Source organism: Pseudomonas sp. IB20 (assembly GCF_009707325.1).
GTDB lineage: Bacteria > Pseudomonadota > Gammaproteobacteria > Pseudomonadales > Pseudomonadaceae > Aquipseudomonas.
Genome location: NZ_CP046103.1, coordinates 2,623,385 through 2,639,126, shown reverse-complemented (window position 1 = coordinate 2,639,126; position 15,742 = coordinate 2,623,385). Strand labels below are relative to the sequence as shown.

17 protein-coding genes and 1 pseudogene are annotated in these 15,742 nt (G+C 57.8%); 12 read left to right on the top strand and 6 right to left on the bottom strand.

The annotated features are described in order from the left end of the window. Positions 1–252: 252 nt before the first annotated feature. Positions 253–1,596, bottom strand: coding sequence for a sensor histidine kinase (locus GJU48_RS12100; RefSeq protein ID WP_094949830.1), 1,344 nt, complete (start codon positions 1,594–1,596; stop codon positions 253–255). Next, positions 1,593–2,252: a response regulator transcription factor gene (locus GJU48_RS12095; protein WP_094949831.1), complete on the bottom strand. Its 660-nt coding sequence runs from the start codon at positions 2,250–2,252 to the stop codon at positions 1,593–1,595. The genes GJU48_RS12100 and GJU48_RS12095 overlap by 4 nt, the downstream gene beginning before the upstream one ends. 132 nt (positions 2,253–2,384) lie before the next feature. Here GJU48_RS12095 and GJU48_RS12090 point away from each other — a divergent pair, with 132 nt between their 5' ends. From GJU48_RS12090 to GJU48_RS12065, 6 genes and pseudogenes are all read left to right on the top strand, one after another. After that, entirely contained in the window at positions 2,385–2,708 is a 324-nt protein-coding gene (locus tag GJU48_RS12090; protein WP_094949832.1) for a PepSY domain-containing protein, read from the top strand. Positions 2,709–2,800: 92 nt separating this feature from the next. After that, complete coding sequence (locus tag GJU48_RS12085) at positions 2,801–3,271, top strand: DUF2271 domain-containing protein (protein WP_094949833.1); 471 nt, start codon at positions 2,801–2,803, stop codon at positions 3,269–3,271. Positions 3,272–3,296: 25 nt separating this feature from the next. Then, positions 3,297–5,477, top strand: coding sequence for a PepSY domain-containing protein (locus GJU48_RS12080; RefSeq protein ID WP_094949834.1), 2,181 nt, complete (start codon positions 3,297–3,299; stop codon positions 5,475–5,477). After that, entirely contained in the window at positions 5,461–6,438 is a 978-nt protein-coding gene (locus tag GJU48_RS12075) for an FAD:protein FMN transferase (RefSeq protein ID WP_256589232.1), read from the top strand. Before GJU48_RS12080 ends, GJU48_RS12075 begins: the two co-directional genes overlap by 17 nt. A gap of 31 nt (positions 6,439–6,469) precedes the next feature. After that, a complete protein-coding gene (locus GJU48_RS12070) occupies positions 6,470–7,171 on the top strand; it encodes a VIT1/CCC1 transporter family protein (RefSeq protein WP_094949835.1) in 702 nt (233 codons plus the stop codon). Between the two features lie 132 nt (positions 7,172–7,303). Next, positions 7,304–7,516: pseudogene (locus tag GJU48_RS12065) on the top strand (IS5/IS1182 family transposase); the annotation flags it as partial. Between the two features lie 1,298 nt (positions 7,517–8,814). Here GJU48_RS12065 and GJU48_RS25220 read toward each other — a convergent pair. From GJU48_RS25220 to GJU48_RS12050, 3 genes are all read right to left on the bottom strand, one after another. Further along, the gene (locus tag GJU48_RS25220) at positions 8,815–8,964 is read right to left on the bottom strand and encodes a nucleoside/nucleotide kinase family protein (RefSeq protein ID WP_256671234.1); all 150 of its coding nucleotides are present in this window, start codon (positions 8,962–8,964) and stop codon (positions 8,815–8,817) included. 374 nt (positions 8,965–9,338) lie between these two features. After that, a complete protein-coding gene (locus GJU48_RS12055; protein ID WP_094951076.1) occupies positions 9,339–10,709 on the bottom strand; it encodes a heavy metal sensor histidine kinase in 1,371 nt (456 codons plus the stop codon). After that, complete coding sequence (locus GJU48_RS12050) at positions 10,706–11,377, bottom strand: heavy metal response regulator transcription factor (RefSeq protein WP_094951075.1); 672 nt, start codon at positions 11,375–11,377, stop codon at positions 10,706–10,708. The genes GJU48_RS12055 and GJU48_RS12050 overlap by 4 nt, the downstream gene beginning before the upstream one ends. Positions 11,378–11,523: 146 nt before the next feature. Here GJU48_RS12050 and GJU48_RS12045 point away from each other — a divergent pair, with 146 nt between their 5' ends. The 6 genes from GJU48_RS12045 (at position 11,524) to GJU48_RS12020 (ending at position 15,291) form a co-directional block, all read left to right on the top strand. Beyond that, positions 11,524–12,027: a GlcG/HbpS family heme-binding protein gene (locus tag GJU48_RS12045; RefSeq protein ID WP_094951074.1), complete on the top strand. Its 504-nt coding sequence runs from the start codon at positions 11,524–11,526 to the stop codon at positions 12,025–12,027. A gap of 10 nt (positions 12,028–12,037) precedes the next feature. Next, a complete protein-coding gene (gene uraH, locus GJU48_RS12040) occupies positions 12,038–12,448 on the top strand; it encodes a hydroxyisourate hydrolase (protein WP_094951073.1) in 411 nt (136 codons plus the stop codon). 256 nt (positions 12,449–12,704) lie between these two features. Further along, a complete protein-coding gene (locus GJU48_RS12035; protein ID WP_094951072.1) occupies positions 12,705–13,217 on the top strand; it encodes a thiol-disulfide oxidoreductase DCC family protein in 513 nt (170 codons plus the stop codon). Between the two features lie 105 nt (positions 13,218–13,322). Beyond that, a complete protein-coding gene (folE, locus tag GJU48_RS12030; RefSeq protein ID WP_094951071.1) occupies positions 13,323–13,883 on the top strand; it encodes a GTP cyclohydrolase I FolE in 561 nt (186 codons plus the stop codon). Between the two features lie 36 nt (positions 13,884–13,919). Continuing rightward, positions 13,920–14,630, top strand: coding sequence for an SDR family NAD(P)-dependent oxidoreductase (locus tag GJU48_RS12025; protein ID WP_094951070.1), 711 nt, complete (start codon positions 13,920–13,922; stop codon positions 14,628–14,630). Between the two features lie 217 nt (positions 14,631–14,847). Beyond that, positions 14,848–15,291: a PAS domain-containing protein gene (locus GJU48_RS12020; RefSeq protein ID WP_155296001.1), complete on the top strand. Its 444-nt coding sequence runs from the start codon at positions 14,848–14,850 to the stop codon at positions 15,289–15,291. Positions 15,292–15,315: 24 nt separating this feature from the next. Here the strand turns inward: GJU48_RS12020 and GJU48_RS12015 are convergent, their stop codons facing one another. Continuing rightward, positions 15,316–15,624 carry a carboxymuconolactone decarboxylase family protein gene (locus tag GJU48_RS12015; RefSeq protein ID WP_218193669.1) on the bottom strand — a complete coding sequence of 103 codons (309 nt, stop codon included), beginning with the start codon at positions 15,622–15,624 and terminating at the stop codon, positions 15,316–15,318. Positions 15,625–15,742 lie beyond the last annotated feature (118 nt).

Sequence of the window (15,742 nt, the reverse complement as noted above, 5' to 3'; positions counted from 1 at the left end):
TACAGATATATTGCAAGGGCAGGGCTCACTCATCTTTGACCCTTATCTGGGTACATGCGCGATACTTAAAACCGGCGGGCGCCATAAAGGGACGGTCTCTATGCTGAGAAGGTTTACGTTAGGTTGGGGTTCGTGATCAGTACTACGGGCGCACAGAAATCGAAAAGTAAAGCATGGAAATCAAACATGGATTTGGTTCGGCTCGCACCTGCGGCATACCACACAACGGATAGCTACTGTCCGGCACCACCTTCAATCGTCGGCAGTTGAGGCGAGCGCAAACCAGACGCAGACTTCGAATCCTTGCGTTCGCCCAGTCGCCGGCGATATCAACCGCATTTTCCCATTGACGCCCTGCACTATGGTTTGTGCAATCGCCAATCCCAACCCTGAACCGCTGGTTTCGCTGTGCCCCCGCACAAAGCGCTCGGTTAGCCGCTGCAACACCGCCTCGGGTACCGGCGGGCCACCATTGACCACCCGCAGCAGCGCCTGGTCACTGAGGCTGACTTCGACCGGTTGATCCGCGGAACCATATTTGAGAGCGTTCTCGATCAGGTTGCGCAATAGGATGGCGAAGGCGTCCGGGTCAATCGTCGAGTACAGGCTCGTCCGGGTTGGTAGGTGCAACTCGATCCGGTGCCCGCTACTGTGGTTCCACTCATCGACCACATGGGCTAGCAACGGAATAAGGTCCTGGGGCGTTTCGGACAGCAGCCCGCCCCCCTCGGCTTTGGCCAATTGCATGAGTTTTTCCGAGAGCCGCGCCAGTTCGCGCAACGAGTTTTCGATTTTAGCCGCGCGTAACCGCAACGGGCCTTCGGGCACCTCGTGGTGTAACCGCTGGATCTGCGCCAGGGTCGCGGCCAGTGGCGTGCGCAGTTCATGGGCGCTGTTGGCGGTAAAGCTGCGCTCCGCTTCCAGGGCCTTGCGTAAGCGCTCCAGCAAGTGGTTGACCGCCTCGGCCAATGGATCGATTTCTGCCGGCAGGCGGGCCACCTTGATCGGCGACAAATCACCCACGCCACGCGCCTCGACCGCACGACGATACGCCAAAACACTGCGCAGGCTGATCTGCACGAACAACCAGGTGCTCAACAGGCTGACGGGAATCAGCGCCAACAGCGGCAACAACAAGGCAAACAAAGCCTCCCGCGCTGCTTCACGACGATGGCCAAGCGGTTCGGCTATCTCGATGAACAGCGTCTCGCGTAACGCACTGGCGCCATACAAGCGGTACTTTTCAGAGGTGGAAAATCCCTCAGTCGGCCGCTTACTGAAGATCTTCGGGTTGGCGTCGTGGGACTGCATCAGGATCTTGCCGCTGGCATCGCGCACCAGGTACGTCAGGTATTCCTTGTGCATTTTCAACGTCGCAACGTGCTGCGCTTCACGGGGCTCCTCCCGGTTGCTGATCTCCAGCACGGCCAGCGGCAAGATCCGTTGTGCGGTCTCTTCCAGCGCACTGTCGAACGCCTCGTTCAACTCATGTTGCACCACCAGCCAGGCGCCGACGGTCGCGCCCAGCCAAAGTAAGGTCATGCCCAGGGTAAGCCCCAGACCGAGGCGTTTTTGCAGGCTCGAAGAAGACTTCATGCGGCCGTCAACCGGTAGCCCATGCCGCGCACGGTTTCAATCAGATCGCGCCCCAGCTTTTTACGCAGACGACTGATGTACACCTCGATGGTATTGCTCTCGATTTCGGCACCGAAGGCATACAGCCGCTCTTCGAGCTGCGACTTGGACAACAACGCGCTGGGGCGCTGCACGAACGCTTCGAACAGCGCCCATTCGCGGGCCGTCAGGTCCACGGTGGTGCCGGCACGCTGCACAGTGCGGGCGCTCATGTCGACTTGCAAATCACCAAGTCTGATCTGCGGATTGGGATTGCCACTGTAACGTCGGGCCACCGCCGCCACACGGGCCGAGAGTTCAAACAGGTCGAACGGTTTGACCAGGTAATCGTCGGCCCCGGCATTGAGGCCGGCGATGCGATCGGAAATCTGATCCTGGGCCGTCAGGATAATCACCGGGGTCACGTCCCCCGCCGAGCGCTGCTGACGCAAGAAATCCAGCCCGCGACCGTCCGGCAGCATCAGGTCCAGCAGGATCAGGTCGTAAGGCGTGGTGCGCACGCTGTTGCGCGCATGGTCCAGGCGCTGCACCCAATCGACGGCGTGACCGTCATCGGCGATCTGTTCGCGCACCGCTTCCCCCAGCCCTGGGGCGTCCTCGACCAATAAAACCCGCATCTGGCACCTCCTGTGGTGGTTGTCGTGCCGCACCTTAATCGCCTTACCTGACGTGAATCTGAAGATTCAGCTGGTTGTCAGGAATGCACCTTGGGGTATGCCACAGACGCCGACCTCGGCAGGAGACAGATCATGAAATCAGGTTTTATTGCCCATGCCGCGCTGTTGAGCCTGCTGCTTAGCGGTTTCGCCAGGGCCGACGACGACTGCAGCGACCCGGTGAGCGACTGGCAACCGCGCGACACTTTGCGACAGCAGGTCGAGCGGCAATACGGCTGGAGCGTACAACGCATCAAGGTCGACGACAGTTGTTACGAACTCAAGGGGTTGGACCGCAAGGGCAACGCCATCGAAGCCAGCTACTCACCGGCATCGCTGCGCCTGCGCACGCTCGAGATCCATTTCCGCGACGACGGCGATGCCAGGGATTATCTCGGCAGCCCACTCACCGAATGACGCCTCACCCGTCGATGAGTTTTTCCTGCGATTCAGGTTGCTGTCAGCAAGCAGGTCCAGGCTCTCGACCTAACGATCACAAGGACACCCTCATGAAAAAGATCATCGCAGCCACCTGTCTCGCCGGCGCCATTGCCCTGCCGGGGTTGGCCCAGGCCCGGGAAGTAACCCTGACCACCCAGCTCAAGGACTACAGCGGCAATGATGCCTACCTGGCGATCTACGTAACCGACGCCAACGGCCAATACCAGAAAACCCTGTGGGTGGCCGGCAAGAAGGCCAAGTACTACAAGCACCTGGGCGACTGGGCCCGTGGCAGCGGGATGAACCCGAGCGAGTTTGACGGCGTCAGCGGCGCCAGTGTCGGCAGTGGGCGCACGCTCAAAGTCAGCGTCGAACTGGCAGACACCCTGATCGATGCCGGGTATCAGATCCGCATCGACAGTGCCGTCGAGGACAAACGTGACGCCCGCGTCGATGTCAGCGTGCCCCTGACGTCCAAGGGCGCAGGCCAGCCGGCGAACGGCAGCACCTATGTCGAGTCCTTTACTTACGATTTGTAGCACCTGCCCTTTCTGGAGGCTGAACATGCTTCGCCAGTCCCATTCCCTGTCCGGCCTGATCGCCGCCCTGTTGGTCATGCTGTTGGCCATCAGCGGCGCGATCCTGTCGGTCGACCCGGCGCTGGAACGCTTGCACAACACCCCCACCGCGGCCGGGCAACTCACCGTCGGTCAATTGGCCGGGCGTGTGGCCAATCACTTCCCGGGCGTGGAGCAGATCCAGCGCACAGCGTCCGGGACGGTCATCGTCTACTACAACCAGAACGGGCAGGCCGGAGCTGAAACGGTCGACCCACTGACTGGCGAAGGCCTAGCGCCTTACGCACCCTCCGCGTTCACGCGTTGGGTGAAAGAGCTGCACCGCTCGATGTTCCTTGGCACACCGGGCCATGGGGTGTCGGGTGTCGGCGCGTTGTTCATGCTGATGCTGTCAGTGTCCGGAGCGCTGTTGCTGGTCCGGCGCCTGGGTGGCTGGCGCAACCTGCTGCGGCCACTGCGCGGCACCTTCAACCAGCGCTGGCATGCTGAAGTCGGGCGACTGGCCTTGCTCGGGCTGCTGCTGTCGGCCTTGAGCGGGCTGTATATGTCCGCCACCACCTTCGGCTTTATCGCCGACGGCAGTCAGAATGAACCCGCTTTCCCCGCCCACGTCAGTGCCGGGCCGGCCTTGCCAGTGGCGAGCCTGCAAGCCTTGCAGGCCACAGACCTGAATGACCTGCGCGAGCTGGTCTACCCCAGTCCCGGCAACCCGAAGGACGTGTTTTCCCTGCGCACCGCCCAGGGCGACGGCTACGTGGATCAGGCCAGCGGCGCCTTGTTGTCATACCAGGCCGACGACTCGATGCACAACCTTTATGAATTGATCTATCAGCTGCACACCGGTGAAGGCCTGTGGTGGCTGGGCCTGCCGCTTGGGCTCTGCGCCCTCTGTGTGCCGTTGATGAGCGTCACCGGCCTCCTGTTGTGGTGGCGCCGGCGCAAGGCGAGCCCGAACATCCGCCACAACAGCCCTGCCCACTCTGCCGACAGCGTGATTCTGGTGGGCAGTGAAAACAACAGCACCTGGGGCTTTGCCAAGACCTTGCATGACGCCTTGCACCTGGCCGGACACCGAGTGCATAGCGCGGCGATGAATCAATACGCCAACGACTACCGCAGCGCCCCACGCGTGATCATCCTCACAGCGACCCACGGTGACGGTGACGCGCCAGCCTCGGCTTCGCAGTTCATGGCGCGGCTGGCAAAAACCGGTCTCAAGCCCGGCCTGCCCTTCGCCGTGCTGGGCTTTGGTGACCGCCAGTTTGCGCAGTTCTGTCAGTTCGCCCATCAGGTGCAGGACGCGATGTTGCAGGCCGGTGGCTCACCGTTATTGGGGCTGGAAACCGTCAACCGCCAATCCTCTCAGGAGTTTGCACGTTGGGGCCACGCGCTGGGCGACGTGCTCAAACATGACCTGACACTGGTCCATGCCCCGCAGCGGCCACAGACCCATCCATTGCTGCTGACAGAGCGCATCGTCTATGGCGAACAGGTGAACGCACCGACCCACGTCTTGCGCTTCAAGGCACCCGATGCGCTGCCGGACTTCCTGGCCGGTGACTTGGTCGGGATTGTGCCTCCGGGCAGTCCGATCCCCCGTTTTTACTCGCTGGCCAGCGGTTCGCAGGACAGCGTGCTGGAAATCTGCGTGCGCAAACACAACGGTGGCGTGTGCTCGGAATTCCTTCATGGCCTGGACATCGGAGCATCGATCGAAGCGTTTATCCAGCCCAACCCGCAATTTCGCCCGGCGTCGGGCACGCACCCGGTGATCCTGATCGGTGCCGGTACCGGCATCGGTCCATTGGCCGGTTTTATCCGCAACAACACGGCCCACCACCCAATGCACTTGTATTGGGGCGGGCGCAACCCGGCCTCGGACTTCCTCTACGAGCCGCAACTCAAGCAGTACCTGGCCGACCGGCGCCTGACAGCATTGCGCGCGGCCTTTTCTCAGGTTCAAGACCGCTGCTACGTGCAAGACCGGCTGATCGGCGATGCCCAGGCCCTGCGTCGACTGATTGAAAAAGGCGCCCAGGTGCTGGTGTGTGGCAGTCGCGAAATGGCAAAAGGCGTGATGCATGCCCTCGATGAGGTGTTGGCACCTCTCAACCTGACGGTGCTGACCCTCAAGGCACAAGGACGCTACCGTGAAGACGTCTACTGAGTTGCAGCGCTACAGCCTGAACGGCAAAACCATGGGCAGCCGCTACACTGCCCTGTTCTATGCCGGGGCCGGAATAGATACCGACGAAGTGGGTCTTCACTTGGCGTGCGCGGTGGCCCAGGTGGACCAGCAAATGTCCACCTGGAAACCCGATTCGGACCTCAACCGCCTCAATGCTGCCCCCGAGCAGCAATGGATTTCGGTGCCCCAGGAACTGGCAACGGTGCTGTCAGCGGCACTGCGTGTCAGTCAGCAATCCGGCGGCGCCTTCGACATTGCCGTCGGTGATCTGGTGAATGCCTGGGGGTTCGGCCCCGCAGAACCGACCGTTACAGAACAGGCGCTCGCGACGATGCCGCCGCGCACCCGGCTGTCAGCCAGCGCCGCGTTGGTGGTCGACCCGTTACGTAATCAGGTGCGCAAACGCGCGCCGCTGCACCTTGATTTGAATGGCATCGCCAAGGGGTTTGGCGTCGATGAGTTGGCCCGTTGCCTGGAAGGTTTTGGCATCACCCGCTACCTGGTCGGCATCGATGGCGAGATGCGTGCCCGGGGCGTCAAACCCGACGGCCAGTGCTGGACCGTGGCGGTGGAAAAGCCTGACCGGGGCGTGCGTGCAGTCATGGGTGTGATGGAGCTTGGCGACGTCGCGATCGCGACCTCCGGGGACTACCGACAGTGGGTCGACGTGGCCGGTCAAGCCTATGCTCATACCATGAACCCGGCCACCGGCGCGCCGCTGTGCAACCCGCTCGCCGCCGTCACCGTGGTGGCTGCTTCGTGCATGCTCGCCGATGCCTGGGCCACGGCGCTGATGGTGCTGGGTGAAACCGAAGGGCCACGTCTGGCACAGGAACGCGGGATGGACGCGCTGTTCGTGCTGCGCGACGGCCAACAATTCAAGGAAATATCCATTGTCGGCGGCCAGTTGCAGGCGCAGATTGAAACCCGCCCGATATGAACCGCCCAATGACAGTGAGTCGCGCTCAACCATGAAATTCATGCACAGACACACCGAATCCCACCGCAGTGATCGTATCGGCTGGCTGCGCGCCGCCGTCCTGGGGGCCAACGACGGGATTGTCTCCACCGCCAGCCTGCTGATCGGCGTGGCCGCCGCCAACGCCAGCCACGCCACGTTGCTGGTCACAGGCATGGCGGGGCTGATGGCCGGCGCCATGTCGATGGCCGCCGGCGAATACATCTCCGTGCACTCCCAGGCGGATACCGAGCGTGCCGATTTGTCCCGCGAACGGGCCGAGTTGGCCAGTGACCCGAAAGCCGAACACATCGAGCTCGCCAACATCTACATGCATCGTGGCGTATCACCCGAACTGGCGCATCAGGTGGCCGATCAATTGATGGCCCATGATGCGTTGGGTTCGCACGCCCGGGACGAACTGGGTATCAGCGCCACCCTTACCGCCAAACCCTTGCAGGCCGCCCTGGCCTCCGCCGCCAGCTTTGTGGTGGGTGCCGCCCTGCCCCTGGCGGTGACGTTTGTCGCGCCGGAGCACAGCGTGGTGCCCTGGATATCGGGCATGTCATTGGTGTTTCTCGCAACACTGGGCGCCATCGCCGCCAGCGCCGGCGGAGCCAAAGTCATCACCGGCGCCTGGCGGGTGACCTTCTGGGGGGCGCTGGCCATGGGGATTACGGCGCTGGTGGGGCACTTGTTTGGCGCCGTGGTCTAGCTCAGTGCTGAGATGTGTGTACTTCGTTGGCATGGCAACACCTTACATCAGGTGTTGCACTTGGTCCTTGAGACCGCCCACCCCCTGAATTAATAGAATAACTGCACCATTTGAAACGAGAGGTATAAAGCCAGACTGAGCAACGCGCCGGACATGAGGCGAGTCCGCAAGCGCAAGGTCGAGCATCCCTTCGGGATACTCAAACAATGGAGGGGCGCCACGCATTTCCTGACACGAAAGCTGAACGGAGTAAGTGCGCAGATGAGCTTGAACGTACTCGCCTACCTGAAGCGGGTCATGAAAACTCTCGGCACCCGCTGTTTAATGAAGGCGCTGTCGGCCTGAAGAGGTCTTTATTTTGGCCACCCAGCACGGTAGAAGTGACGTTGGGGCTCCCAGGCCCTAGTGATGACCCGCAGGACTTTTTGCGAGCAATTACTCAGCTAACAGCCTTCTGCGCTACGCGCCGACAGTGCATCAGCGCGCTTTTACACACGCTGGGCCAAAAGTGGACATTACTGACTATTCATAGTCTTGGAATTTCCACGACAAGAATATCGGAAGGACGTGGGAAACGTGGAAGCAGGATCGCAAAGCTGCAACGCCAACCGACGCAGGAAATGTCGTTTAGTTGTTCCCCAATCTCTGGCACTCAAGAGCAGGGCCCGCGAATTCCACACACGGCAACGCCCCCGTTCAAAGTGGTGAATGGCGAGGAACACGCCTCCCCGACACCCAAGACCCATCCCTGATAAACTGCGCCCCATTCGTCTCGCTAACTCAGATCCCCAATGCCCTTACAAACCGCTCCCCTCTCCCGTCCCGGTGATGGATTGGAACTACTGAACCAAAGAGCCTTTAAAACAAAGGCCTACAGCTGATTTATCTTTATCTCGTACCATTTATGTACCATTGGACCCCATTCGGCCCATACCTCCGACCTGAATAGCCGCCATAGGCATCAGGCAGATAACGGCCAACACCAGACAGACTATTAGAGATCAGTGCCGTTAGGCTGGTGTATCGAAACGATATACCAAGTCGGGAGGTCAGCAACGCCGAGCTAGCCTTCGTCGATGAAGAAAACTTATATATCGCCCGATTATCAAGTGACGCTCTAGCTGCTGTAAAGGAGAAATATCATATGAGTATCATTCGACAGATTTCTTTAGGAACTTTCTGAAAAACGCGGCTGATTCTTCCCCAATTCCACTAATTTCCTCTTGGTTTACCTCCCCGGCAATCATTGAAGGACGCGATAGATCTCAGAAACCACCTGCCGCGTTGCGTCTTCAATCGTTCTTCATTACGGCATAAACCCAGCCTTGTCGATCGCCGCTCGAACGCCTGCGTACACGCGACTGTTCTCCAGCGTACTGCTCAGCCCCGCCGTCGTCGCGCCCGCCCATGAAATATCAGGGGCGGTGACAACCCGACATGCAGGTCGGCACTGACTTTCGATCAATTTAACTGAGAATTCTGCAAACGACATCGGCGAAACGCGCATCGAGGGTACCAGCGATCAATCAGAGATGCTCCGGTGGCTGTTTAGAGTACGTTGGAATCCAGGCACGGCTATCGCAAAGCGCCACACACCCAACTCCAAATCCCGGGTGGGGTTTCTGACGATTGGTTAACGAGGGTCATGGTTTCACGCCGATAGGGATCGCTTTTTTCTCGCAGCGGATCACCTTTTTGTTGCCTGCCCTCAGGGCTTTCGTGACGGCTTCCAACAGCGTGGTTTTGCCGGTGCCCTTGGGCCCATCCAGAGAAACAAACAGAGGACGATTCATTCTTCAGCTAATGATTGATGTAGGCATTGGTGAACTCTATCTGAATTTATGCCTGAGGGTCCCCAAAACCCCGAGTTAAAGCCGCTTATTAACACCCGTCATTGCCCCTATTTAAATGACGTATCTGCCCTTCCTAGGTATGCTCCGCGTTTATTACCGATCATTGCTACCGGGATGCCAGCCCAAGCCTCTGCTGCCCAGGCGCAGCTACGTACAGAACTTTTTCGAGTCTAAGCGTGGGGCGCGCCTACGCGTTCCAACACTCATCACCTGAACTTAACAGGGTTGCATCCCATGCCTTTACAGGTAGATGAGCTTTTCGAATAGATCCTAAGGTTCTGCCAGTTGTCTAGCGACAGTGACTACAAGACCACTCAATCTTTTCGAATAGGAAACTCCAAGCGAAAGCGCGTTCCTGATTGACTGCTATCTACGGTCACCCGGCCGCCATGCAGGTGCATGATTGAGCGAACGATCGCTAACCCCAAGCCACCAGAATCGTCCGGCTGATTGCGTGACGGGTCGCACCGGTAAAAGCGTTCAAACAGTCGAGGTAGATGTTGCGCTGAAATCGGCTGGCCTTGGTTGTGCACAGTGACTTCAATCCTGTCCTCACACATCACACTGCTAATCGTCACGGGCGCAGCGCGAGCCCCATAACGCAGTGCGTTGGCGAGCAGGTTAGCCAATGCTCGACGGATCAAGGCCGGGTCAGCCCGCAACTGATCATGGGCTTGATTGATTAGCGTGACATCACGCTCTTGCGCCACGCCTTCAAAATACTCACACAGTTGCCCTACTAGATCGTGCAGGTTGATGAACTCATCACTTACAGATGCATGCGACTGCTCAGTACGCGCGAGAAACAGCATGCTGTCGATCATTCGCGCTAGACGCTCATACTCTTCCTGATTGGAAACCAACAGGTTCTGATAGTCCTCGATTGAACGACCATACCTCAGGGATTGTTGGGTATGCCCCATCAGGTTAGTGAGCGGGGTACGCATCTCATGGGCGAGGTCCTCTGAGAATCGTGATAGCTGGGCGAACCCGTCTTCAAGGCGTGCAAGCATTTTATTAAGCGCTTGGCTGAGCGCTTGCAGTTCACTCAGTTCGTTGAACTCATCCAGCCGCAGATGCAGATGGTGTACATCAATTGCGGCAGCGCGCTTTGCCAGCAGGCGCACAGGTCGTAAGCCTCGCTGACTGACCCACCCACCGAGCACAAAAGCCAGCAGCGCGCCGAGGGACATCGCGAGCCAAAGCTTGAGTCGGTAAGCGCCCAGCATCTGCTCGCGCTCACTCAACAACTTGCCAGCGATCAGGGTCAAGCCGCGACCACCCTGCATGACATGCTGCCAGGCAAACCGCACCGACACTGAAGAGTGGCCGTCACCGAGCTGAGCCTGGGCTGCGGCAGGTAACTTGGGCAAGCTCATGCTTACGGGGTTGATCTCGATCAGCACCTGGCCAGTGTCATCGACAATCCACAGCAGATTGTCGCGATTGCCCAGCATGTTTTCGTAGAGCTTGGACCGATTTCTGAGTTGCTCGATGCTGACACTGTCGTTGATCAACGCCTGCATGCGCTCCAGGCGCCCAAGCAGGGCCTGGTCATCGCGCCATGCGATTTCTCGCTGTAACGACTGATATAGATAGAAACCAATGGTGCCCAGCAGCAGCGCACTGACTAACGCGAACATGACCGCCAGGCGCAAGCTCAGGGCACGCGGAAACAGGTTCAGGATTGCACCTCAAGCATGTAGCCGATGCCACGCACGGTGTGTATCAATTTAAGCGGGTAAGGATCGTCAACCTTGGCGCGCAGTCGTCGGATGGCGACATCGACCACATTGGTATCACTGTCGAAGTTCATCTGCCAGATCTGTGAGGCAATCAACGAGCGCGATAGCAACTCCCCTTCCCGACTGAGTAGCAGGTGCAACAGGGCAAATTCCTTGTTGGTCAGGGTCAGGCGTTCACCCTGACGCGTAACCTTACGTCGCAACAGATCCAGGCTCAGGTCTGCAACCAAGAACTGCTCGACCTCACGGGGCGGCCCCCTGCGCAGCAGGGTACGTACGCGTGCCAACAACTCGGCATAGGAAAAAGGCTTGACCAGGTAATCATCGGCCCCTGACTCAAGCCCCTTGACCCGATCCTCCACAGAGTCCCTCGCGGTAAGAAAAAGCACCGGGGTTTGCCACTTGCGACGAATAATTTGAAGCAATTGCCATCCGTCCAGGCCCGGCAGCATGACGTCCAGAATGATCAAGTCGAACTCACTTTCCTGCGCCAGATACTGGCCCTCCAGGCCATCCAAGGCGACCTCAACCACGTAGCCCGATTCAGTCAGGGCTTTACGGAGGTAATCCGCTGTTTTCGCTTCATCTTCAACGACCAAGATACGCATCTTTTCCTCCCAAACAGGCGCATAGGCTAGCGCGCCCGACCGATTTGGCACATTACATCTTGGTAATCATGAGGCAATCATTCTGACGGAATGCACGGGTCATCATGTCTGGCGATGACTCAGCCAGACAAAACAAAGGAAAAAGCATGCGTATAAGCCTATCGACCTCATTGCTGATGTCACTCGCAATGAGCTCTGCGCTCGCCGTTGCAGCCCCGGACCAAGTTGTGCAGCGCAACGACGTGTCACTGGCAATGGCCAATGATTTGCTAAATGCCGCGCTGGCCGCTTGTCATGCCGATGGGCGTACAGGTGTGGCTGCAATTGTCGACCGTGGAGGCAATTTAGTCGCCCTGCAGCGCGACGATGACGTTGGCCCACATAACACATTAGCCGCCCAACGTAAGGCCTATACCGCCCTATCGACCAAGACGCCAACACGACTATTGGCAGAGCGTGCTCGCAGTACACCCGATGCTGAAAACCTCAACACCGTGGATGAGCTATTGCTGCTGGGCGGCGGAGTGCCGTTGTTGTTTGAAGGGCAAGTCATTGGCGCTATCGGAGTGGCCGGTGCCGGCGGGGCAGCATTCGATGAAGGTTGCGCATTAGTCGCGATCAACAAAATTTTACCTGCTGTTAAAAACTAAGGACATCATCATGACTGTATTAAAAGCGCTCTTCGCTGGCGTTGTATTGAGTGTCGTCTCGTCACTGGCATCAGCGGCAGCAAACCCGCTCAGCGTGCATGTACTCAACTTACAAGATGGTTTGCCGTCGCCGGGTGTCAATGTCACGTTGGAAAAACAGGACGGCAAGCGCTGGGACATGCTCAACAACGCTGCGACAAACGAGCAAGGTCGTATTCCCGGGCTGTACCCCGATGGCCAGGCTCTGGAGAAAGGTACCTACCGTGTCACCTTCAAAACCGGTGAGTGGTTCAAAGCTCACAAAATCTCAAGTTTCTTTCCGGAGGTACCGGTCATTTTTGAGGTAGACGGTACCCTTGCGCACTACCACATCCCATTGCTGCTCAGCCCCTACGGTTTCTCTACCTACAGAGGGAATTGAGTTTCTACCAGACACAGAGACAAGGCCGCCCCTGATTTCATGGGCGGCATTTCTGCTTAATTATCCTGCGTTGGGAGCGCCCCCTGAACGTAAACACCTTCGCACAGCTTGCCGCCACGAACCTTGATATCGAAGGCACCGCCGATCCCTTCACAAAACTGGGATTACCGTCCGAAGCGCGGTGAAAGAACAGTGCCCATTGTCAGTCTGTTTATTTCGGCATATCTTGTGTAAAACTTATACAAGGTCATGGTCGATGTACAATAAAATGAATTGGCCGCTGACGCTGTACTTTGACGGTGAATGCCCGCTGTGTGCGCGCGAAATCAAGCTCCTGCGCGGACATGCCGTAAAGGATCGACTGCTTTTTGTGGACATCAGCAGCGGTGCATTCGACGCCAAGGCACTTGGGTTTACGTTCGAGCACATGCAGTCCTCGCTGCACGCCCGTTTTGCTGATGGGCGCTGGGTAACCGGTCTGGACGCCACCCTTTGGAGCTGGCGAGCTGCCGGTTTGGGTTTTTGGGCAACGCCACTGACGTGGCGTGCATTGCGCCCGTTGTTTGAGTTCGGCTATCGCCTCTTCTGCCGCTTACGTCCCCATTTGGCGTGGTTACCTCACCCAGATAGTGGCCGTCGCTGTCTCGATAACCGTTGCGCGGTGCCGGCGCCCAAACCCGCGTCAGACGGGCAGCCCACGTTGAAAAAAAGCAGCCCTAGAAAGCCTCGCCTTGTCATGGCCCCGACAAAAAGCCTGGGTCATGGCTGATCTGGCGAACCCTGTGTTATCTGCGTCAGATCGTGCGCAGCAGATACTCTCCCACCGCCAAGGATTGCCGACACATCAAGCGCAGCAAGGCTGCGAGGAATAAAGATGAACCCATCATTAGCCGAACATTACCGTGAAATTCTCGTCGGCGTAGGCGAGAACCCTGAGCGTGAAGGACTGCTGGACACACCCAAGCGCGCAGCCAAAGCGATGCAGTACCTGTGCAATGGCTACACAATGAATCTGGAGGAAGTGATCAATGGCGCATTGTTCGAATCGCAAAACGATGAAATGGTCATCGTGCGCGACATTGAACTGTATTCATTGTGTGAGCATCACATGCTGCCCTTCATCGGCAAGGCTCATGTAGCGTACATCCCCACCGGAAGGGTACTGGGCCTGTCAAAGGTGGCCCGAGTGGTGGATATGTTCGCCCGTCGCCTACAGATCCAGGAAAACCTTACCAAACAAATTGCCGACGCCATTCAGCACATCACCGATGCCGCCGGCGTGGCGGTGGTCATTGAGGCGAAGCACATGTGCATGATGATGCGGGGCGTGGAGAAACAAAATTCGGTGATGACCTCATCGGTAATGCTGGGCGCCTTTCGCGAGTCCTCCGCTACGCGTCACGAGTTCCTGCAACTGATAGGACGACTGGGTTAACACCAACAAATCGCATCAGACCGCAGGAGAGTCTAGATGAACAGTCCCTTCAAAATGAACTCCCTTGGTGAGGGCTACCGTGCCCTCGTGATAGGCGCCAGCGGGGCGCTCGGCTCGGCTTTTTGTGAGTTGCTCAATCAGGACCCGCGGTGTGCGTCTGTGCGTGAGTTGGGGCGCAACAGTGTTCCATGCCTCGATTTGGAGGATGCCGACAGTATCGCCAGAGCGGCAGCCGAATTGACTGAAGAAGCACCGTATCAGTTGATCTTACATGCCGCAGGCCTGCTCCATCGCGACGAAATAAAGCCTGAAAAAAGTTACTCCGCGATTGATGCCGATGCGTTGCAGTCGGTATTTCAAGTCAACACGTTTGGGCCTGCTCTGGTTTTGCGTCACTTCCTGCCCTTGCTGGACGCTCATGGCGCAATGGCGATGCTTTCTGCCAAGGTAGGCAGCATTGGCGATAACCGCTTGGGTGGCTGGTACGCCTATCGTGCCTCCAAGGCAGCACTGAACATGCTGATTAAAACGGCCGCCATCGAACTGGCACGAACGCGGCCTCAGACCCGCTTGTTGAGTCTTCATCCTGGCACCGTCATTTCGGGCCTGTCACACCCCTTTCGTGGTGCCTCTGCAGCCAGGCCGGCCAGCATTGCTGCCCACGAGTTGTTATCTCTGATTGACCGCTTGGCGCCTGCCGACAGCGGTAATTTCTTCGCTTATAACGGAGAGCGCCTTCCCTGGTAGCCGGGCTGAAAAACGCTCAAAACGCCCAAGTTGCCCTAGAATGATATGAAACTCACCGGGCCCTGAAAATGATAGACGCAGAACTGCTAAAACTGATGGTTGAAACCTGTAATTTCTTCGCTTATAACGGAGAGCGCCTTCCCTGGTAGCCGGGCTGAAAAACGCTCAAAACGCCCAAGTTGCCCTAGAATGATATGAAACTCACCGGGCCCTGAAAATGATAGACGCAGAACTGCTAAAACTGATGGTTGAAACCTCGAATGACGGTATCGTAATTGCCGAGCAGGAAGGCGATGAGAACATCCTGATCTACGCTAACCCCGCCTTCGAGCGCCTGACGGGCTACAGCATTGACGAAATTCTGTATCAGGACTGTCGCTTCCTGCAGGGTGATGACCGAGACCAAGCGGGCTTGGCCGTTATCCGCGAGGCAATAAAGATGCATCAGCCTTGCCGGCAAATCATCCGCAACTATCGTAAGGACGGTAGTGCTTTCTGGAATGAGCTGTCGATTACTCCAGTATTCAACGACGCGGATCAACTTACCTACTACATCGGCATCCAGAAGGACGTTAGCGTCGAATTTCAGACTGGCCAGCGCGTGCGCGAACTAGAAGCAGAAATCGCAAGCTTAAAAGCTCACGTCACAATGCCTGAATGAATACTCAATTCACCTCAGCAACCGCTATTGCTCGGGGAATGGCAGTGGCGCATCCCCATCACGGGGCACGGCAAAAACATTGAGTGTCATCGCCACAAATGCGTAGTAACCGTAGACACCTATCAACTCGACTACAGCAGGTTCGCCAAACGTACTGACGGCGTCGGCGTACAGCGCATCATCAACACGACGATACTCATAGATCGCCTTCCCAAGACGATAAACGATAGGTTCGTCATCTCGCTGGAACGCGGGCAAAGCCTGCTGTTTGAGAGATTCGATTTCGCGCTGAAACGATTGATCATCTAAAACCAGAACACTGGGTGTGCACATCTTGCCCACTACTCGCTAATGACGTTAAGTCAAAATTCTGGCGACTCGACATCACCGCACGTACACCAAGCTCTCCCGCACTTTCAGGTCTTTACCTGATGGGAGAACTCCACCCCGC